Here is a 20,993-nt window from a genome sequence, read left to right as displayed (position 1 = left end):
CTAATCCTTTCCAGTGTTGTTCCTGTTGACAATGCCCTGTTGCCAGGCATAGACAGCCACTTGCGTACGGTCAGCAAGATGCAGTTTGCTGAGGATATTGCTGACGTGCCCCTTCACTGTGTTTTCACTGATGACAAGCTTTTCAGCGATCTGACTGTTGGTCAGGCCGCTTGCGATCAGTTTCAGCACATCTGTTTCGCGTTCGGTCAGTTCGGTGAATAACGGCTGTTCACTGCCTTCACCGCGAATATTTTGCAAAACGCGCGCGGCCACAAGCGGGTGCAGGGTCACCTCGCCCTGAACGGCGCGGTGCAAGGCCTCCACTAATTTTTCCATTTTCATGTCTTTTAAGATGTATGAGATCGCGCCTGCTTTAAGTGCCGGAAAAATATGGACGTCTTCATGATAGGAAGTAAGCACCACCACTTGTGAGCGCGGGCTGACCTGTTTTACGCGGCGTGTGGTCTCGATACCGTCCATGCCGGGCATGATCAAGTCAAGCAGGACAATATCGGGGATCAGTTCAGCAACCATGCTCAGCGTTTCCTCCCCGGAACATGCCTCCCCCACCACCTGAAAATCTGGAATAGTTTCAAGATAGGAACGGATTCCATTGCGTACCACTTCGTGGTCATCTGCGATCAAGATGCTTGTACGGTGATGTTTCATATACGGGTTCTCCTGCGTTAACCTTTGAGAGGAATTTGTACGATCAAGCGTGTTCCCTGTCCGGGTGCGCTTTGAATTTGAACCGTTCCGCGAATGCTGCTGATCCGCTCGCGCATGGAGCGGAATCCCATGCCTTTTGCTTTTACCTCAATATCAAATCCGTGACCATCATCGGCGATCACCACTTGCAGAGAGTCTGGATTATAAACCAGGGAGATATCCACCTGGCTGGCTTTGCTGTGACGTGAGACATTGGCAAGCCCTTCCTGGACAAAACGATAAACAGCCTGCTCCACGTCGAGCGGAAGTTTGTGTTCATTCTGGACCGTGATCTTGACCGTTGCGTCGTTGCGATTTTCCCACTCGAAGATATATTCCCGCAAGGTGGCAGGCAGTCCCTTTTCCTGCAGGGCAATCGGGTAAATCTCCTGGATGAGAAAGGTCAGTTCCTGTATCACTTCGTAGATAAGCGTCTCAGCTTCGCTTAGATGAGGTTTGACCTCCTCTGGTTTTGTCGTGATGATCCCGTTTGCCGTTCCCAACTGTGCGAGTGCGGCGAATGCTTTTTGTTTGGCACTGTCATGCAGGTCCCGTGCGAGGCGGTTGCGTTCCGCCATCACAGCCAGGTCCTTTGTCTGTTCGAATAGTCCCATGTTTGCAATGGATAGGGAAGCGCGATTGACCAGTGCAGTGAAAAGCCGGACCGAATCCTCGTTCAACTCATTGGGGCTGATGTAGGCGACGTTGAATATCGCCACTACTTTTCCATCCACAACAATGGGGAAGTGGGCAAAGGATTGTATGCCTTCGTTGCGAATTACGGTTTGAACATCACTGCGCAGGGTGCTCACTTTCAGATTTGACACGATCACGGCTGTGCCGGTTTTCATGGCCTGGCCAACTCTCCCCTCGCCATAATCAAAAATGAGGGCTTTCAATGTGTCCGGTTGAAAGCCGCGGCTGACGTGCGGCAATATTTTCTGCCGTTCTTCATTCCAGATAAAGATCACACTCCGGTCTGCCTTGAGCATGGAGATGGATACATCCACAAGCGTTTGGAATACCTGATTTAACGTGATGCTCCTCAGGATTTTCTCGTCCGCCTGGTAGAGGGCCTCTATTTCACTTGTACGTTTTTCCAGATCCGCTGTGCGGTTTTGCACAAGGCCTTCGAGTTGGCGGGTACGGTGTTCAATACTTTTAACCCGCCAGCGATATCCTGCCGCGATGATGGCACCAAACAGCAGCACTGATAAAATACGGAACCACCAGGTTTGCCAAAGCGGCGGGGTGACAGTTATTTTTATGGAAAGCCCCTCTTCATTCCAGATACCATCGCTGTTTGAACCGCGTAGTTTCAATGTATAAACACCGCCGGGAAGATTGGTGTATCGGCTGCTGTGTTTTGTGCCGATATTGTTCCAGCTGTTGTCAAAATTTTCCAGCATATAGGCATATTGGTTCTTGCCGGGCTGGCTGTAGGAAAGTGCGGCAAATTCAAACTCAAATGAATTGTTAGGCCATTGCAACGTAAGCTCTTCCAGGGCTTCCACCCGTACCTTGATGGGGATGGGATCCCCGTTCTGTGTGAGGGATGTCAATACGATGGGCGGGATGTAGGAATCGGTTGAAATGGCAAGCGGGTCGAATATGTTTATTCCATTAATCCCTCCAAAGTACATTTCACCATAGGGCGACAGTGCATACGCATTGGAATTGAACTCGTTGCTTTGCAGTCCGTCGTTGACCGTGTAGTTGCGGAATTCGCCTGTATAAGGATTGAAACGTGACAGTCCATAATTGGTGCTCAGCCATAGATTGTTTTCACGGTCTTCTAGGATCCCGTTAATGACGTTATTGGGAAGGCCGTCCTTCTCGGTGAAAGATGTAAATGAGTCGCTCATAAAATCGTATCGGCTCAATCCGCCGCCTGCTGTGCCGACCCATACGATGCCGTTTTTGCTTTCATAGATGGAGAGGACGGAGTCATTGCTGATGCTTTTGGGGTCGCCGCGGCGGCTTTGATAGCGGGTAAAGGTTTTGGTCTCGATGTTAAAGCGGTTCAAACCGCCATCCATCGTGCCGATCCACAGATTGCCCTGCAGGTCTTCTTCAATGGCGACAACATGTGAGCCGCCCAAACTGTTTGGGTCTTGAGGATTATGCCGATAGTGGGTGAAGGTCTCTGTACGCGGGTTGAATTTACCCATCCCGTCGCTTGACCCAATCCAGAGGTCTCCTCTGCGGTCTTCATAAATGGCATATATTGGCAATCCGGGTGGGCCGGCATTCTCATCGTTTGGAACATAGTGTTGGGCTATTCCCGTAGCGGGATTGAATAAATTTAACGCATTGTCCGTGCCGACCCAAAGTACGCCATGACGATCCACAAGGATGGAATGGATCTGGTCGCTGCTCAGGCTTTCAGGGTTCAGAGGATCGTGGCGGAATTGTTTGAATTCGCCGGATGAGGGGGTAAAGCGGTTGAGGCCACTGTCAAGAGTGCCAATCCACACGGTGCTGTTGGGTTCTGTGAAAATTGCGGAGATCAGGTTTCCGCTTAAACTGGTTGGATTGGACGGGTCGCCGCGATAGTATGCAAATGCATCCTGCCGGCGGTTGTATTTGTTCAAGCCGCCGCCATTCGTGCCTATCCACATCACATTGCCAAAATCTTCAAACACAGACAGGATGAGGTTATTGCTGACACTGTTCGGGTTGGCGGGCTCATGACGATAGTGAATAAATTGATCGAGCAGTGCGTTGTAAACATCCAGTCCATTGTTTGTGGCGACCCATAGAACGCCGTTATGATCCATGTGCAGATGGGTAATGGTATTGCTTGAAATACTTGCAGGGCTGTCGGTGCTCTGCATATACCGGGCAAATGTTTGTGTGGTTGGTTTAAAGCGGTTTAGTCCATTTTGGGTGGCGATCCACAGGTTTCCGTCCAGATCTTCCTCTATAGCCGTTACGTTATTGTCACTCAGGCTGTTTGGGTTTTTACTTGCGATGAATGCCCTGATCGAGTTGGTGTTTTCATCGAACTGATATAAGCCGTTATCACGGATACCGAACCAGAGAAAGCCCGTTGACGCCTGGTAGATGGCGGTGACAGGGTTTCTTAATCCGTCTTCGTTGCCAAGGTAATGGACGAAGTTTTCATTTGCGGGGTCAAAGTGATCGAGGTCTGAGTCTGTGCCAACCCAGAGGGTGTTGGTACTGTCCACGAGGAGGGCATTGATGCGGTTGTTGCTCAGGGAGTTTTTATCGGCGGGGTCATGCTTGAAGATGGTGAACAGGCCCGAGCGCGGGTCGAAGCGATTAAGTCCGCCCTGACGGGTTCCAATCCAGAGGAATCCATCCTGATCCTCCGCGATGGAGGTGATCCAGCGGTTGCTGAGACTGTTGTCATTATCCGTTTCAGGTTTATAGACCTTGAAATTGTATCCGTCATACCGGTTTAAACCGTCTTCTGTACCGACCCACAGGAACCCCTTGCTGTCTTGAAAGATGACATTGACCACACTTTGCGATAGTCCCTGTTCGAGACTGATATGTTCGAAGCGAATGGAGCGGTTGAAATTGGGGGGGGATGATGGTTGGGAAGGGTTGGAGGCGGGGATTGAAGGAGCGGGGGGAGGGTCTTGATGTGATCTGGCCGTGCAGGTGGCAAGCACATATGCAAAGAGAATTAGGAGTAATTTTGGACTCGGCTTTTTCATTTTGGTTAAGTATAGTGTAAGTTGGCCGAACTTTGCCAAATTTGAGTTAAATTTTTACCCCCTCTATGGAGGGGTTTTTTTGTTCTCAATAAACCGTGTGGATGCTGGGAATAGGCTATTCCCGTGGTATTCAAACGTGGGGGGAAAGACACTCACACAGGCGCATGACACTTATACAAAAGATTTGTATGATGCAGCCAATGTTTGCGGAAAAAAAATTCTCCTCCGAAGAAGATGAACCGCATTTGTTTGGTGAGGCGGAATGTCAGGGTTGCAGGCTGGCTTTCCGCCTCCCGCTGTTGAGGCTGGGTAGCAAGGAGGTGACTGCCGCCGGAGCTTAAATACGCTTCTGTTTTTTTGTACCTGATTTCAAAAAAGGAGATAAGAGAATGAAACAAAACAAGCTTTATGTCATTTTAAGTCTGCTCGTAATGGTGAGTATGATCCTGTCGGCGTGTGCGCCGGCCTCCCCCGAAGCGGTGGATGTTGAAACCCCTGCAACCGAAGTCCCAACGGCTGATGCGCCTGCCGCCCCCATGGAAGAACCGATGACAGACCGTACCGGCGCTTGGGTGGATGAAGTCGTCTTCACCGAGGAAAATTCGGCGGAGGCTGCCATTTCGCAGTTGAATGCAGGGCAGTTGGATCTATACGCCTATACGGTTGCCGAAGCGCCTGCGTATGAGACGGTGAAAAACAGCCCGAATCTGGGGACTACCCAGATGGTTGGCTCAAGTAACACCATGATGATGAATCCGGCGGAATTCTCCAGCGGGGAGTTCAATCCTTTCTCGAACCGCAGGATTCGCGAGGCGATGCACTGGTTGATCAACCGCGACTACATTGTGCAGGAAATCTACAAAGGTCTTGCTCGTCCACGCTATACGGTGTTGACCACGGTCTTCCCTGATTATGCGCGCTATGCCGACATCCTGCGCGGACTGGAAGCGAAATATGCATATGACCTCGATAAAGCGCGGGATGCGGTTTCCGTCGAAATGGAAGCGATGGGCGCTGAATTGGTGGATGGCAAATGGTCATATAACGGCAAGCCCATCACCTTGATCTTCGTCATCCGTACGGAGGATAACCGCCGCCCGATCGGCGACTATCTTGCCACCCAGCTGGAGAATATTGGGTTTACAGTGGACCGCCAGTTCAAGACCCGCTCTGAGGCTTCGCCGATCTGGTTCCAGAGCAATCCCGCGGATGGTTTGTGGCATTTATATACCGGCGGCTGGATTTCACCCTCGATTGACCGCGATGAAGGCGATACATTCAGCGCCTATTTTACTTCGGCAGGCACTTCCAGTGCGTTATGGCAGGCGTATAAACCTGTCCCGCGGCTGGAGGAAGTTGCGCTGGCGCTGTTGAACAATGATTTCAAAAACCTTGAGGAACGCCGGGCCCTGTTTGAAGAAGCCCTAACGCTTTCGATGGAGGAAAACTATCAAGCCTGGGTGGTGGATGAAGCCAGCTTTGCTCCATTCGTTGGTGACTTGAGCGTTGCCGCCGACCTCGCCGGTGGGCCGCAAGGTTCGCAGATCTGGGGCCAGACCCTGCGTTTCGCCGGGCAGGAAGGCGGCAACGTCCGTATTGCCCAGCCCGGTATCATGGTGGAGCCGTGGAATCCCATCGCAGGCACCAACTGGATCTATGACTCCTTCCCGCAGCGCGGCACGAGTGACAATGCGGTCGTATCCGATCCGTTCACCGGGCTTGCCCTGCCTCAGCGCCTCGAACGCGCTGAGATAACTGTTCAAGAAGGCCTGCCTGTATTCAAGACGCTTGACTGGGTCACACTGGATACGACGGGCGAGATCGAAGTCCCTGCGGATGCATGGGTGGATTGGGATGCCGCGAATCAGACCTTCATTACAGCGGGTGATAAATTTCCAGACGGGCTCTCCGCCCTCACAAAGACCACCGTGTATTATCCCGGCGGCATGTTCGATGATGTGCAATGGCACGACGGCAGCCAGCTCTCCGCCGCCGATTTCGTGATGAACATGATCATGGTCTTCGACCCGTCCTATACTGAAAGCCCGATCTACGACGAAGCCACCGTTTCCGCGCTGGAGAGTTTCCTCGCATCCTTCCGCGGTGTCCGCATTGTTTCCACCGACCCGCTGGTGATCGAAACCTATAGCGACGCCTACAACATCGATGCCGAGATCATGATCTCGAACAACCAGGTCTATCCCAACCCGACCTGGTGGCCCCAGTATGCGTACGGTGAAGGCGCCTGGCACACGCTTTCGTTGGGCATCCTTGCGGAAACCAACAGGGAACTTGCCTTCACGCCTGACAAAGCGGATGCACTTTCCGTGGAGTGGATGTCCTTCATTAGCGGACCCAGCCTTGAAGTTTTGAAAAAATATCTCGGCCAGGCTTCTGTCGAGATGTTCATTCCGTATGCTGCCACGCTGGGCGATTTCATCTCGGCCGATGAAGCAATGGATCGGTATGAAAACCTTGGCGCGTTCTATGCAGAGCGTGGTCACTTCTGGGTAAACACAGGTCCCTTCATTTTGAGTGGCGTCTTCCCTGTGGAAGGCACACTCAGCCTCAGCCGCAATCCTGATTACGCTGACAATGCGGCCAAGTGGTCCCGCTTCGATGCCGCCAAGATCGCCGTGGCGGAAGTGGATGGTCCCGGACAAGTTGTAGCGGGCAGTGAAGCTGTCTTCGATGCCTTTGTCACTTTTGAGGGCGAACCCTATCCCAATGCCGAGATCAGCGAAGTGAAGTATCTGCTCTTCAACTCGGCTGGCGAACTGGTTGCTTCGGGTGAGGCAGAAGCCATGGGTGAGGGCCAGTTCCAGGTTGCGTTGAATGCGGGCACGACATCCAAACTGGATACCGGCGCGAGCCGTCTCGAGGTGATCGTCGTTCCCTCGGTGGTGAGCATCGCCTCATTCGCCCCGTATGAGTTTGTTGTTACGAAGTAGTTAGTTTGAAAGAAAGGTAGCAGTCACCTGAAAGGGTGGCTGCTACCTGCACAGGAGAAGCCATGACAATCACTGCAGAGACCATCACACCCGTTCAAAAATCAAAGAAATCAAACAGCGCCATTTTGCGGCTGTTGAAATTCACAGGCGTACGATTGTTGTCGCTTGTGGTTACGGTTGTCATTGGGATTTTCCTGACCATCATTATTGCCAACATGGGCGGCTATGTGGATACCATCCGCAAGGCGGAAATTCGCGAGTCTGTGTTCGTACGTGTGAACAGCAATAATATGCTCAACAACCTTTCGGCGGAGGAACGCACGCAACGCATTGATGACATGATCCGTCTTGAAGAAAAACGGCTGGGTTTGGACCAGCCATTCATGGTGCGTACGGTGAAGTACATGTCCAACGCACTGACGTTGAGCCTCGGGCGTGCGCAAAAGATGACCAGTGATAGCGGCTCGCGCACCGTGCGTCTTATCATTCTTGAACGCCTCGCTCCGACCCTGATGCTGTTCGGTGCTTCGAACATCCTGCTCTTTGCTGCCAGCATTTTCGTTGCCCTCAACCTTTCGCGCAAGTATGGCAGCTTTTTGGACCGCATCATTGTTGGACTTGCGCCGACTTCATCTGCGCCGGGCTGGTTCTATGGACTTTTTCTCATCGTGATCTTTGCAGGCATCCTGCGGATGCTGCCTTTCGGCGGCATGGTGGATACACCACCACCGCCAAACCGATTTGATTATTTCCTCAGTTTGTTGAAGCATCTTATCCTGCCAACAGCGGCCATTTCACTCAGTACGTTGTTCTTGAGCGCATACAACTGGCGCACGTTCTTCCTGATCTTTTCCAGTGAGGATTATGTGGAAATGGCAAAAGCCAAGGGATTGACATCCCGCGATATCGAACGGCGGTACATCCTGCGCCCCACGCTTCCCACCATCATCACCAACTTCGCCTTGATCCTCATCTTTTTATGGACGGGTGCGCCCATCCTTGAAACGGTCTTCAACTGGCCCGGGTTGGGGCGCACGCTCTTTCAGGCGGTCGGCTTGTTCGATATCCCCGTCATTGTCGGTTCCACTGTAATTTTTGCCTATATGCTTGCCATCACTGTTTTTATCCTTGATTTTGTCTTTGCCCTGGTTGACCCGCGCGTCAAGATTGGCTCGGAAGGGAGCAGGCAGTGAGCGCCTTTCGAAATTCCATGCGCGACCTTGCGCGATATCCATCCGCCATTGCCGGCATTGTGCTGATTATTTTCTTTGTGGTCGTTTCCATATATGCGATGGTTGCCATTCCATACCCCGAAGCCATCCGCTTGTGGCGCGGCGGCGAAGGCGTCTGGTACATGAATCCCGTTGCCGTGCCGCCCGCATGGACGAATCTGTTTCGCTCTGAAAAACTCCCTGCCACACTTGTATTCGACTCGCAAGCCGATGAGATTACAAAAACGGTCACGGACAAGGGAGATGGTCTGACCGAAAGCGTCATGACCTACACCTTCGATTATCCCTACGATAGTTTCCCGAAGGAACTGGCGTTGTATTTCAAATCCAATTATTTGCAGAAACAGCCGTATGTATCCGTGCTATGGGTCACGCCTGATGGACGCGAACTCCGTGTGACGGATACGACTGTGGGCGCATCCACTGTCTATTACTTCTCGCAAGACTCCAAACTTGAGCGGCGTTTGGGTGGGGAAAAACCTGCGGAGGGACTCTTCCTCCTCTCAGAAAGTGATCTGCGTTCCGCACAGCGCGGTCTCTATGAACTGCGCCTCACTGTCCTGACCTTTGAGCCTGATGCCACCGTGGACGCAGAATTCGTCCTGTATGGGCAGGTGCATGGCTGGGCAGGGACGGATCACCAACGGCGCGACCTATCCATTGCCTTGTTGTGGGGTATGCCCGTTGCGCTGGCGTTCGGTCTGCTTGCCGCCCTGGGTACAACCGTGCTGACGATGATCATCTCTGCTGTCGGCACATGGTTTGGCGGCTGGCTGGATGAACTCATCCAACGGTTGACGGAAGTCAATCTTGTATTGCCCTTCCTGCCGATCCTCATCATGGTGGGCACGTTCTACTCACGGAGTATTTGGGTCATCCTCGGCGTGACCATCCTGCTCAGTATCTTCAGTGCACAGGTCAAATCGTATCGCGCCATCTTTTTACAAGTCAAGGAGGCGCCGTATATCGAGGCAGCTCGTTCGTATGGTGCGAGCCAGTGGCGCATTATTTTCCGCTACTTGATTCCGCGCATCATCCCCGTCCTCATCCCGCAATTGGTGACCATTATCCCGACCTTCGTGTTTCTTGAAGCGTCACTTGCAGTACTGGGACTCGGCGACCCCGTCCTGCCGACCTGGGGAAAGGTGATTGACGATGCCCGCACAAACGGCGCGCTCTTCCGTGGTCAATATTACTGGGTGCTGGAACCCTCCGCTTTGCTCATGCTCACAGGCCTGGCATTTGCCATGCTCGGCTTTTCATTGGATCGCATCTTCAACCCGCGCCTGCGAGGCCTTTAATGAACACACCAATGCAGCTCCTCCACATCGAAAACCTTATCCTGCACTTCCGCACGCAGACGGGAAGTGTGCAAGCCGTGGACGATGTCAATTTTGACCTCGACTTCAACCGCGCTGTGGTCATCCTCGGCGAATCGGGTTGTGGAAAAACGTCCCTTTCAAAGGCATTGCTGCGCCTTCTGCCGCGCAACGTGGAGGAATACTCTGGAAAGATCATGCTTCATGGCACGGATATCATGTCCCTAAACGATGAGGAATACCGCCAAAACGTCCGCTGGATGGGCGTGTCGCTTGTTCCGCAGGCGGCGATGAATGCTTTGAACCCCGTGCTCAAGGTTGGAGATCAAGTAGCAGAACCTGCCATCCTCCATCTTGGAATCAGCCAAGCCGAAGCGCTTGGCTTGGTGTACAAAATGTTCCAGCATGTCGGCGTCCCCGCCGATTTTGTGGGCCGTTATCCCTTTGAATTGAGCGGCGGGATGCGCCAGCGTGTGGCATTAGCAATGGCATTGGTCACATCGCCCAGCCTCATCGTTCTGGATGAGCCGACCTCCGCCCTGGACCTGCTCACGCAGGCAAATATCATGAACGTCCTCAAGCGCATCAAACATGAATTGGGGACATCCTTCATCCTCATCACGCACGACATTGCCACATCCAGCGAACTCGCGGATGAAGTCGCCATCATGTATGCGGGTCAGATCGTGGAGTCGGGTGATGCGAAGGACTTCTTTCCCGCGCCGCTTCATCCCTACTCGCAGATGCTCATGGCAAGCGTCCCGCGCCTGCGCAGTGACTCCGACCCGATGTTCATCACGGGGCAGCCGCCCAGCCTGATGAATCCCCCCACTGGATGCCGTTTCGCAGCGCGCTGTCCCTTCCAATTTGAGAAGTGCGGGGATGCGCCGCCGGTGTTTCAGAAGGGAAAGCGCAGGGTCAAATGCTGGCTGCATGAATAACGCATCTGTTGGCGGCTGCCTGTAGCCTATTTATCAAATAAGGAACACTCCATGTCACCCCAGGCACTCTATGATGTTCTGTATTTGTTCAAGGATATTCATAAGGTTATTTTTGAATTTGCTGAGGAATTGGACGAAACTCAACTGCATTGGAAACCAAGAGGTTATAGCACCTCGATAGGATTTCACCTCTGGCATCTTGCGCGCGAATCGGATTTCCTCAAGGCTATTATTCTCGAACGCACCCCGCAGCTTGGCGGTGACTTTGGCAAACCAAGGGAAATATGGGCAATCGAAAACCTCGCAGAAAGGTGGGGGTTCCCCACTGAATTGAATGCGACGGTTGGCACGGGGCTGAGCGACGAAGTTGCCGCAACCCTGCCCATCCCGCCGAAAGACGAGCTGGTCGATTACCTGAAACGGTCGTATGAAACATTGGAAGCATTTGTGGAATTATTGGATGAACGATATGCCACATTCGATGATGTGGATGAAGATTTGAGAAAGAAGCTGCAGAAAATCCGTTTGAACCTGCTCACCTTTCTTTCACATGACTGCCGCCATCTCGGTATGATGGAATGTTTGCAGGGCTTGCAGACGGGTTTCGGCTCTGCAACAGAGAAACGCTAGACCGCGCTTGCGAAATCACTGGCACGGGGGAAGCGCAACTGAAAAGAGGAGTAAGACGCATGATTACCGACCTGCATGAGGCAAAGCCAATGGCATTAAAAATTCAAGACCCAAGGAATGTTCTGTTATCCATTCGTGATTTGCACGTATGGTATGAATTGCGCCGATTTGGTTTTGGTCATGCGGGCTATGTCAAGGCTGTGGACGGCGTCAGCTTTGAGCTGGTTGAGGGGGAAACCGTGGCAGTCGTCGGTGAGAGCGGATGCGGCAAGTCCAGCCTGATGAAGACGATTCTTGCGCTCAACATCCCCACACACGGTGAACTTATCTTTGAGGGAAAAAATCTTTCCAAACTCAAAGGCAATGCTTTGCGTGATTACCGTTTTGGAATTGGCTATGTTCAACAGGATCCTTATGGCGCGCTCCCGCCGTTCATGACCGTGCAGCAAATTTTGGAAGAACCACTCCTTATCAGCAATGTGAAGGATGGGAATGAAAGGTTTGAGCGAATTCACAAGGCGATGGACGAAGTCAAACTCCATCCTGCCGATGATTTTCTTGCGAAGTTCCCGCACATGCTGAGCGGCGGGCAACAACAGCGCATCGTGATCGCACGCGCGCTGATCCTCGAACCAAAGTTGATTGTGGCGGATGAACCCGTCTCCATGCTGGATGCGTCGGTGCGCGTGGAGATATTGAAACTGCTGCGCGCCTTGCAGGAACAGCACCACCTTTCGGTCATTTATATTACACATGATCTTTCAACTGTGAAATATTTTTCCATGCGTATTTTTGTGATGTATGCAGGCAACCTGGTTGAGAAGGCTGAAACGCGCTGTCTGCTTGAAAACCCTCTGCATCCGTATACCATGGCTTTGATTGCCGCAACGTCCGACCCCGATGCGCGCAATGCCGACACCTTCAAGGATGTTCCACCTGGCGAACCGCCAAGCTTGGTTAACCCGCCTGCAGGCTGTCGTTTCCATCCACGTTGTGCGAAAGCAATTGCAGGATTATGTGACGAAACAGAACCGTTGGATTTTGAACCCGAGCCCGGGCATTTTGTCGCCTGTTGGCTGTATCAACCGAAATGAGATCACCGCGCTTCCTGCTTGTCCTCGGCTTGATCCTGATGCTGTTGGGTTTTTTTCTCCCGCTGCTGATGGTCATGCGCATTTTGCCACTTGGGTTTCTTCTAAGTTTCCTTTCGTGGGCATTCTCTGTTGCAGGTATGTTTCTCGGCGTTGTCGCCGTGGCAACGATGACACGTGCAGGATGAAGTGATTATCGCATTAATACATCATCCCTTTTTTATTTCTCGTCCAATGACCTGAACCTGTGGATGAAATAGACGGCCAGTCCAAGCAGGAGGATGGCATTGGCTTGATGGATCAGCGCGATGACAATATTGACGTATGAGAGGACGGTCCATATGCCGAGCGCGATCTGCAGGGCAACCACGCCAATGAGCCACTTGAGTCCGTTTTGGATATCGGCCGGGTAATTTTGTTTCCTGACGAGGTGATAGACAAACGGTACGAGAATGAGCCCCAGCCAGGCAAGCCAGCGGTGAATAAAAACAATCGTCTGCGGGGTTTCAAACAGGTCAATCCAGGAATTGAAAAGATTGGGTGGGATTAATTTCCCGAACATGAGAGGCCATGAATCTGAAACATGACCCGCTTTGAGTCCGGCCGTCATGCCGCCGTAGGTGATTTGGATGATAAGGGCAGCTGTTGCCCATAATGCCAGTTTGGAGGGCAGGGACCATTTGATTTTTCTTGTTGGATCCTGGAAACCATATTTATGACCGAGAGCAGTCCACAGGGCAATTCCATAGAGCGTAAGCGCGAATAGCAGGTGGGTGGTGAGGCGGAAGTGACTGACAGAGGGACGATCTACCAGTCCGCTGGCGACCATGTACCAGCCCATGAATGCCTGCCCGATGAAGAGCATTCCCATTACAAAGTAGACACCGAATTCCCTGAATGGGATGGTTCTCTTGAAAAGGAAATAGAAAACAGGGACGGCGTAATACAGACCTGCCAGGCGGGCGATGATACGGTGCACCCATTCCATATAGAAGATGAATTGATATTCTTCCAGAGTCATGCCTGTGTTGACCAGTTTGTATTCGGGGGTTTCCTGGTATTTGGCGAATTCGTCCTCCCAGGCTTGTAGTCCGGTGGGTGGAAATATACCGCTGATGGGATTCCACTCCACAATGGACAGTCCGGAGCGGGTGAGGCGGACAAATCCCCCGAAGGTGACGAGAAACGCGACGATGAAAGAGAAGACAAAAAGCCATTTCATCACGGCCATATTTTGGGTTTTCGGCATGTTGTTCTCCAGATTTGAAATCGCTGGGATTATAGCATGTGAGGCGTTTCCCATCTGGAACATTTGTCACAGGCTGAAGGCCGGGAGGAAGGCGCTGCAAGAAAAATGCCCATCGTTGAATTGATGGGCATCCGTTATTTTGTCCATTTTAACTTGTCAGTTTCGCATTTGATCCAGCAGCTGGCGGTATTCCTCGACATTGGGCGGGTTCATCAAAACGATCTGGTTGATGACTTCCATTGCGATTTGTTTGTCTCCGTTTTTCATCAGGGCTTCGCCCAGTGCATCCAGTATGGTAATGGCATCACCGGTGCGGCCTGCGCGGTGATGTTGTGCCGCAAGCGTGCGTTTGAAGATGGGCTGATCGTCGTGTTCGTTTACGAGGTCTTCGAGGAAGATGATGGTCAGGTCATTCTTTTTCTGGCTTTCGAGATGGTTAATATAATTTTCAAGTTCGCTTATGGCTTTGTCGGGCTGTGCCATCCGCAGGTTGAGTTCGATGAGTTGTTTTCGCGTGCCGTCATCATCCGGGTTGAGCGTTCGTATCTGTTCATAGACGCGCAGGGCCTGTTTCCAATCCAGCCGCTGCAGGTCGATATCCGCCATGCGTTGAAGGATGTGAGTGTTCCAATCTCGGCTGGCTTTGCCTTGTTGTATCATGCGCAGGGCGGTGGTGTACGTTTTGCGCGCCATATCGAGTTCGGCGAGGCGGTAGTAGATTCCGGCAAGCTCCAGGTATTCATGAATTGCATCGTCAATTTGTCCGCGTGCCACGAACTGGTCAATCAGGCGGGTGCGCGCGCCGAGATCCATGGGTGAGATCTGGATGATGCGGCGCAATAATTTTGTGGCTTGCACCACCTCGCCCCGCGCGCTGTATGCCTGGGCAACGACGCCAAATTTGGTGATCGCATCTGTTGTGCGCCCCTCCTTGACGAGCAGGTCGCCCATGATTGTGTGGAGTGGCAGGTAAGTGGGCGCGTGCTGAACGGCATCGTAGGCTTCGTCCATGGCGGAACGCAGGTTACCCAAGCGGGCCAGTTGATTGATGCGGTTCATGGATTCGATTACCGAAGAGGACTGCGCCTGCAGGATGACGTCCGCAAGTGGGAAGGGCGTATCACCCTCCTGCTTTGACATTTGTTCACGTGTTTTTTGGAGTTGCTCGCGCCAGTCAGGACGCATGAGCAGGTTGTCGACGTTCCCGCATACTTTCTGCAGGGCGGTTTCATCCTCTTGGTTCTGATACGCTTCAATGATGGGTTCGTATTGCTGGCGGATATCATCAGATTGTTCCTCGGGAACGGTCATGGCATCTGCGAGCTTCAACGCTTCCAAGTATTCCAATGCGGCTTCGTGGAAATTGGATTTTTTTACGAGCATCTGTCCAAGCAGCAGGCGCGTGCCAAGTGCGTAATCGCTGTGTTTGACCGCGTTTTGCAAAAAGCGTTGTGCGCTTTCGATGCGTTCGCCCTTGAAGCGCAAAACACCAAGGTTGAAATACAAGGCAGGATGTTTAAAGCCTGCCTCGGATGCGTGTTCCAGTTCCTCAGCGGCTTGTACGTCCTTGCCCTTGGTTTGCGCGTCAATGGCCTGGCCGAGATGCAGGACGACCTTGGTCTGCTCGGCTTGATACATGGAGAGATTGCCAGTCCCTTTCATGATGGCGGAAAGTCCACGGCGTTCCTGTGCGGCAGGGCTTTCATCGGAGTATTCGAAAAGCAACTCCGCCAGCCGGGTCAATGCCTTTTGGCGCGCCTCAGCAATCGGGTCCAGACCGGAGGCGGCTTTTTCAGGTTCCTGCAATTGCTTCACCTGTGCCATGCGGATGGGCCCCGTCCCGCCTTTGCCTCGTATCGGCTTGGGGAGCAGTTGTCCGGTTTTGAGCAGGGTCAGCGCTTGTTTTACTTCGGGGCTGTTGGGCGAAATGGACTGGGCTTTATCGACCATCTCTTGCGCCCTTTTAGCGTTGCCCGCGCGCTGGAGGACGCTGGCAATGCCGAGATATTCGACCACCGCCTGTTGTTTATGCCCAAGTTTTTCGTGCACCTGGGCGAGGCGTGAATGTGCGACGGCATGTTCGGGGTTCAGGCTTGTAACACGTAACCAGTTCTCAAGCGCCTTTTCAGTGTCGCGTTGCTGTAAAAAGAGGTCGCCAGCGCGGAGTGCCGCATCGATGGCATTTTTCAGGTTGCCGACTCTTTCAGAGAGTTGTGCCACCTTTTCCATCGGGACCGGGTCGTCGGGCGAGATCTTTGCAACGCTCATGTAAATTTGCAGAGCTTCCTCGATATTGCCGGATTGATAGAGGGCAAGCCCAAGGCTGTTGAGCGCCTTTGGGTGCTGCGGGGATGCCTGCAAGGCGCGGCGGTACGCGTTGATGGCCTTGCTCCATTCCTGGTCCCAAGCGGCGGAATGGCCTTCATTCATTGCTTTTTGAAAGACATCATCTTGAGCGGGCATGTGGTTATTTTACTTTCGCTTGCGCAGATTTGAGCTGACAGTTATGCAATTATAACCTTATCCATCGTCCATACAACGCAAGGCGGTCATTTGTCCGCCGACTTTCACAAGCCCAGACAGACTGGTGCAGGCATTGTGCTCGCACAATATGAGCGGATTCATGGTTAGGTTCACTTCACTTCAATACGGACATCTCGCCCCAGTTCGCACCCGCTCTTGCTTCTGTTTCGAGCGGGATGTTCATCGGGTAGGCGTTCGCCATTGTTTCCTGAACAACCTGTGCGGTCTTTTGCAATTCGCTTCCTGGACATTCGAGCACAAGTTCATCATGCACCTGCAAAAGCATTTTCCCCTTCAAGCCGCAGGCTTGAAGAGCAGGCGGAATCTTGATCATGGCGATCTTCATGATATCCGCCGCGGTGCCTTGAATCGGTGCGTTGATGGCTTCGCGTTCCTCGCGGTTCTTCATTTGGACATTGACCTTGCCCTGCAGGGCGGGGAAGTAGCGCCTGCGCCCCAGCAGGGTTTCCACGTAGCCGATCTCGGCGGCCTGCCTTCTCATCCCGTCCAGGTATTTTTTTACGCCGGGAAATTTCCTGAAATAGGCTTTGACAAAATCCTCGGCTTCGGCAAGTGTCAATTCCGTGGAGCGGGTGAGACCGAATGCCGACATGCCGTATATCAGCCCAAAGTTAATGGCTTTTGCATGGCGGCGCATATCCTTGGTCACTTTATCCAGTTCGATGTCGTAGATTGCGGCGGCGGTCGTCGCGTGGATGTCTTCCCCAGCGCGGAAGGCGGCGAGCATGGCGTCGTCCCCAGCCATGTGTGCGACGATGCGCAATTCAATTTGGGAGTAATCCACAGACAGCAAGGCATTGCCTTTGTCGGCGATGAATCCATTTCGCACACGGCGTCCTGTATCCGTGCGGATGGGAATATTCTGTAAATTCGGATTGTTGGATGAAAGCCGTCCCGTCACGGCGCCGATCTGGCTGTAGGAGGTATGCACACGGCCGGTGTTTTTGTCCACGGCATTGGGCAGGGCATCCACGTAGGTTGATTTTAGTTTGGAGAGCTCGCGCTGTTCGAGGATCCATTCCAAAATGGGATGCTTGCCGCGCAGCGCCTCGAGCACATCGGCTGAGGTGGAGTAAAAGCCTGTGGCTGTTTTGCGTCCTTTGTCTGGTGGTTCGAGGCGCAGATGATTGAAGAGAATATCCGAGAGCTGCTGCGGTGAGTTGATGTTGAAGGTTTTGCCGGCCAGTCCGAAAATTTCCTTTTCGATCTCTGCCAGACGCTTCGCCAGGTCCACCGACATGTTGCCGAAAAAATCAGTATCAATTAATGCGCCCGCCATCTCCATGTCTGCCAGCACGGCGGTGAGGGGCATATCTATTTCATCCAGTATCCTTGTGCCGCTCACACGCTCAAGTTCCTTCTGCATGATGGGCATCAGACGCAGGGTGGTCTCTGCATCGGCGGCGGCATAGTTTGCGGCGGTTTCGATTGGCACATCCGCCATGCTGATCTGCTTTTTTCCCTTGCCGATCAAATCTTCAATATGGGTCATTTCTTCGCCCAGACGGAAAGCCGCAAGGTTCTTCAACCCCAAATTGCGCGAAGATGGGTCAACAATGAATTCTGCCAGCATGGTATCGAACGTGATGGGCGTCGTGACCAACCCATACCGTGCGAGCAGGATGTGGTCGTATTTTGCGTTGTGCGCGACCTTTCCGATCCTGACATTCGTCATGGAGGGAGTGAGCGCGGAAATCACCTTTTCAACGGGGAGGTTGCTGCCCGACGTATGCCCGATGGGGATGTAATATCCCTGACCCTCCTTTAACGCCAGAGAAATGCCGACCAGTTCCGCCTGCATCTCTTCCGTGGATGTGGTTTCCGTGTCAAAAGAGATTGCCCCGGCTTTTGCGAGGTCCTTGACAAGGCTGTTTAATTTCTCGTCCGAATCCACAATCACAACCTCGATATTCGATGCCTGGGGTATGGGAACAATTTGCGGCTGGTTCACGAACATGGCCATCTGTCCGCTTTTGGTCTTTGCAGTCTTCGGCGCGGATTCGGTTTCCGTCACACCGCCGCTGATGGCAGGGATCTTGCTCAACAGGGTGCGAAATTCCATCTCCTTGAAGAAGGCCTCCAATTTGGATGGATCGAATGGTTTAACCGCGGCATACTCAAGGTCAAACTTGATATCGAGATTAACTTCGATGCGCGCAAGGTCACGGCTCATGTACGCTGTTTCCCGACTCGCCTCGAATTTTCCCTTCCAGCGGTTTTCCACCTGGTCGAGGCTGGCATAGATCGTGTCCAGTGTTTGGAATTTTTCGAGCAGGGAGATCGCTGTTTTTTCACCCACGCCTTTTATGCCGGGAATATTGTCGGATGTGTCACCCACAATGGCCTTGTAGTCCACGACTTGATCGGGACGCACGCCTAATTTCCTGATGACATCCGCATCGGTGATGTAGGTCTGGTCGTCGCCGGCGAGATAGACGGCTGTGCGCTCATTGACCAACTGGAGCAGGTCCCTGTCACCGGTGATGATCTTTACGCCCAAGCCTTGTCCGGCGGCGATCCTTGCAACGGAGCCGAGCACATCATCGGCTTCATATCCCTCCATTTCCAGGCGCGGGATATTGAAGGCATCCACCATTTCGCGGATGCGTTCGATCTGCACACGCAGGTCATCAGGCATTTTTTCGCGCGTGGCCTTGTATTCCGGGAAGATGTCGTCACGGAAGGTCTTGCCCACGTCAAATGCAACTGCAAGATATTCGGGTTTTTCCTGCTCCATGACGCGCACCAGTTCGCGCGCGAAGCCGTACACTCCCGCGGTTGGTTCACCTTTGGATGTCTGCCAGCGTTGACTGCCTCCGCCTGCGGTCAGCGCAAAATACATACGGTAGGCGAGGGCATGTCCATCAATTAGATAAAGGGTAGGGGGCATTGTTCTCTTCAGGTTGTAATTTGGATTTAAATATAAAAAGCGCAGAGTTTATTATACTCTGCGCTTCATTTTTCAGTTGCGTTTGCGCGGTTGTTGCGGAATGGATTCCTGCCCCTGGCGCAGACGGCTCTGGTGCAGGTAATCGCGCACGAGTTGCGGCGGATGCGGCTGGGTTCCCCCCATAATGAGATAGCCGGGTGCCCAGAAATCGCCGGACGGATTCTCTTTTTTGAACCGCGTAAATTCAGTAAAGATCTTTTCCGATGTTTGCTTGCGCACGATCCGCATCACATAACCGGGCGATGTGTTCGGCTGGACATTCACCACCCATTGCAAATATTCAGGACGCACAGCCAGATATTCCAACCGCCAGCCAAAGGCAATGCAGATGGTTGGAAGCCATTCGCCGACATGATCTGCAACGTCGCCTGTGAGATAGTGGGATGAAAACCTTGGCACAAGCAGGCAGGCATAGGTAAGATGGTACAAACCTGCCGAGGATGGTTCCACAACCAGTTTGCGCGCCACCTCTGTGGATGGATTTTCGCGGGTGACATCGGTTTCGCCCGGTTCAGGTCTGGCGATCGGGGTTTCGGGTCTTTTTTTCGGGCGGGCCGGCGCGGTGACCTCCACTTCGTCAAATGCTGTCTGAGAGGGGGGGCCCAGACTGGGATCTTCCGCCGGGTCCTTCATAACGAATTTATTCAACTGGATCGGGGTGTAGGTCTCGCGGTTGAAGACCGATGCGTTTGAAAGCGGTTCGGAGACGCGTGTCTGGTTTGGGTCAAAATTCTCTTTTTTACGGGGCGGGCTGCCGTCATGCTGAGCGGAGGCAGGTTTGGGATTGGGCGCCGGAATGTTGGTCAGGATGTTCGTAATCGGTGCGATGTCCATGCCATCATCTTCATCCAGATCATCGGGGAGTTCAAAATCATGTCCGGAGGGTACGGCTGTTTTTTGCGATTCAGACCGGTCACTCCCGAAATCATTGACCAGCAGGCTTGCTTGGGAGCGGATGGTGCTGAAGGGAGTTTCTGCGTCAAAAACGAAGGCAAGCACGGTGTCTGCTGTGAGGCGGGTGGCGTACAGCATGTGTTCGGCTTTTGTGCTTTCGAGGCGGATGAAGCGCAGGAGGTCCGAACCTTTTTGTCCGTCCCAGTTGCGGGTGACGGTTTGGGCTACTTCATTTGCCGCATTCTGCGAAAGACCGCCGGCATACGCCCACAGATTGTTCTTGAGGGTAATCAATGCAGCTTGTGCGGATGATTCCAGCGTCAGGCGGGTGAGATGCTGCGCGGCTTTGCTCACGTCGCTGAGCCAGGGCAGGGAGGTGCTGGCGCCGGTGGTTGGGCTGGCTTCGGGTTTGGGTTTGCTAATGGCGGTCATAAATTTCGACATTCTGAAAGGTTTGCGGATCAGGATCCATGGACGCAGTGTATCAAAAAGAGGCGGATTGAGGTTTTCATCAAAAAGGATGATGAGGTTGATGCTTGGCTGGATGGTGCGCAACGCCTCGCCCACTTCGATGACCCGTTCCTCGCCAAGGGAGAAATCAAGCAGGGCAAGAGGAGCGCCGATTTCATCTGCTTTTACTATGGCAGACGCCTTGTTGTTAACAACATGGATTCGGTACAGTTTTGTCTCGTCCAGCGAGCTGCGTATCGATTCTCCGAGGCTGGATGAGGGCGTAACAACGAGGAGATCCGCGGGCATTTGAAGGAAGTTTATCACTTAGTTCAAACAGAATCAAGT

General features: G+C 52.8%; 13 protein-coding genes. 7 read left to right on the top strand and 6 right to left on the bottom strand.

What is annotated here, in order from left to right; translation table 11 throughout:
• Together QY332_18905 and QY332_18900 are read right to left on the bottom strand one after the other, a co-directional pair.
• On the bottom strand, positions 1-669 hold the full coding sequence (locus QY332_18905; GenBank protein WKZ35684.1) for a response regulator transcription factor: 669 nt from the start codon (positions 667-669) through the stop codon (positions 1-3).
• A 17-nt stretch (positions 670-686) separates the two neighbouring features.
• On the bottom strand, positions 687-4,394 hold the full coding sequence (locus tag QY332_18900) for a two-component regulator propeller domain-containing protein (protein ID WKZ35683.1): 3,708 nt from the start codon (positions 4,392-4,394) through the stop codon (positions 687-689).
• A gap of 389 nt (positions 4,395-4,783) precedes the next feature.
• Here QY332_18900 and QY332_18895 point away from each other — a divergent pair, with 389 nt between their 5' ends.
• The 7 genes from QY332_18895 to QY332_18865 all read left to right on the top strand — a co-directional run bounded on the left by QY332_18895 (position 4,784) and on the right by QY332_18865 (position 12,746).
• Positions 4,784-7,345: an ABC transporter substrate-binding protein gene (locus QY332_18895; protein WKZ35682.1), complete on the top strand. Its 2,562-nt coding sequence runs from the start codon at positions 4,784-4,786 to the stop codon at positions 7,343-7,345.
• Positions 7,346-7,407: 62 nt separating this feature from the next.
• Positions 7,408-8,538, top strand: a complete 1,131-nt coding sequence (locus tag QY332_18890) for an ABC transporter permease (GenBank protein WKZ35681.1) — start codon at positions 7,408-7,410, stop codon at positions 8,536-8,538.
• Positions 8,535-9,878 (top strand): ABC transporter permease, encoded by a 1,344-nt coding sequence (locus tag QY332_18885; GenBank protein ID WKZ35680.1) that lies wholly within the window; start codon positions 8,535-8,537, stop codon positions 9,876-9,878. The genes QY332_18890 and QY332_18885 overlap by 4 nt, the downstream gene beginning before the upstream one ends.
• Complete coding sequence (locus QY332_18880; protein WKZ35679.1) at positions 9,878-10,837, top strand: ABC transporter ATP-binding protein; 960 nt, start codon at positions 9,878-9,880, stop codon at positions 10,835-10,837. The genes QY332_18885 and QY332_18880 overlap by 1 nt, the downstream gene beginning before the upstream one ends.
• A 51-nt stretch (positions 10,838-10,888) precedes the next feature.
• Positions 10,889-11,467: a DinB family protein gene (locus tag QY332_18875; protein WKZ35678.1), complete on the top strand. Its 579-nt coding sequence runs from the start codon at positions 10,889-10,891 to the stop codon at positions 11,465-11,467.
• Between the two features lie 59 nt (positions 11,468-11,526).
• Positions 11,527-12,561, top strand: a complete 1,035-nt coding sequence (locus tag QY332_18870) for an ABC transporter ATP-binding protein (GenBank protein ID WKZ35677.1) — start codon at positions 11,527-11,529, stop codon at positions 12,559-12,561.
• A complete protein-coding gene (locus QY332_18865) occupies positions 12,558-12,746 on the top strand; it encodes a hypothetical protein (protein WKZ35676.1) in 189 nt (62 codons plus the stop codon). The genes QY332_18870 and QY332_18865 overlap by 4 nt, the downstream gene beginning before the upstream one ends.
• A 32-nt stretch (positions 12,747-12,778) precedes the next feature.
• Here QY332_18865 and QY332_18860 read toward each other — a convergent pair whose 3' ends face one another.
• The 4 genes from QY332_18860 to QY332_18845 form a co-directional block, all read right to left on the bottom strand.
• Positions 12,779-13,807: a COX15/CtaA family protein gene (locus QY332_18860; protein ID WKZ35675.1), complete on the bottom strand. Its 1,029-nt coding sequence runs from the start codon at positions 13,805-13,807 to the stop codon at positions 12,779-12,781.
• 156 nt (positions 13,808-13,963) lie between these two features.
• The gene (locus tag QY332_18855) at positions 13,964-16,270 is read right to left on the bottom strand and encodes a tetratricopeptide repeat protein (protein ID WKZ35674.1); all 2,307 of its coding nucleotides are present in this window, start codon (positions 16,268-16,270) and stop codon (positions 13,964-13,966) included.
• A gap of 175 nt (positions 16,271-16,445) precedes the next feature.
• Positions 16,446-19,241 (bottom strand): DNA polymerase I, encoded by a 2,796-nt coding sequence (polA, locus tag QY332_18850; GenBank protein WKZ35673.1) that lies wholly within the window; start codon positions 19,239-19,241, stop codon positions 16,446-16,448.
• 72 nt (positions 19,242-19,313) lie between these two features.
• Positions 19,314-20,954, bottom strand: a complete 1,641-nt coding sequence (locus QY332_18845) for a transposase (protein ID WKZ35672.1) — start codon at positions 20,952-20,954, stop codon at positions 19,314-19,316.
• Positions 20,955-20,993 lie beyond the last annotated feature (39 nt).

This window comes from Anaerolineales bacterium, from assembly GCA_030583885.1.
Classification (GTDB): Bacteria; Chloroflexota; Anaerolineae; order Anaerolineales; family Villigracilaceae; genus Villigracilis.
The sequence above is the reverse complement of the archived record's forward strand: the minus strand, read 5'-3'. Positions and strand labels throughout refer to the sequence as shown.

Excerpts from the sequence above, each read along its gene's own strand:
- QY332_18905 (WKZ35684.1), bottom strand. The coding sequence starts at position 669 with ATGAAACATCACCGTACAAGCATCTTGATCGCAGATGACCACGAAGTG.
- QY332_18900 (WKZ35683.1), bottom strand. The coding sequence starts at position 4,394 with ATGAAAAAGCCGAGTCCAAAATTACTCCTAATTCTCTTTGCATATGTG.
- QY332_18895 (WKZ35682.1), top strand. The coding sequence starts at position 4,784 with ATGAAACAAAACAAGCTTTATGTCATTTTAAGTCTGCTCGTAATGGTG.
- QY332_18890 (WKZ35681.1), top strand. The coding sequence starts at position 7,408 with ATGACAATCACTGCAGAGACCATCACACCCGTTCAAAAATCAAAGAAA.
- QY332_18880 (WKZ35679.1), top strand. The coding sequence starts at position 9,878 with ATGAACACACCAATGCAGCTCCTCCACATCGAAAACCTTATCCTGCAC.
- QY332_18875 (WKZ35678.1), top strand. The coding sequence starts at position 10,889 with ATGTCACCCCAGGCACTCTATGATGTTCTGTATTTGTTCAAGGATATT.
- QY332_18870 (WKZ35677.1), top strand. The coding sequence starts at position 11,527 with ATGATTACCGACCTGCATGAGGCAAAGCCAATGGCATTAAAAATTCAA.
- QY332_18865 (WKZ35676.1), top strand. The coding sequence starts at position 12,558 with ATGAGATCACCGCGCTTCCTGCTTGTCCTCGGCTTGATCCTGATGCTG.
- QY332_18860 (WKZ35675.1), bottom strand. The coding sequence starts at position 13,807 with ATGCCGAAAACCCAAAATATGGCCGTGATGAAATGGCTTTTTGTCTTC.
- QY332_18855 (WKZ35674.1), bottom strand. The coding sequence starts at position 16,270 with ATGCCCGCTCAAGATGATGTCTTTCAAAAAGCAATGAATGAAGGCCAT.
- polA (WKZ35673.1), bottom strand. The coding sequence starts at position 19,241 with ATGCCCCCTACCCTTTATCTAATTGATGGACATGCCCTCGCCTACCGT.
- QY332_18845 (WKZ35672.1), bottom strand. The coding sequence starts at position 20,954 with ATGCCCGCGGATCTCCTCGTTGTTACGCCCTCATCCAGCCTCGGAGAA.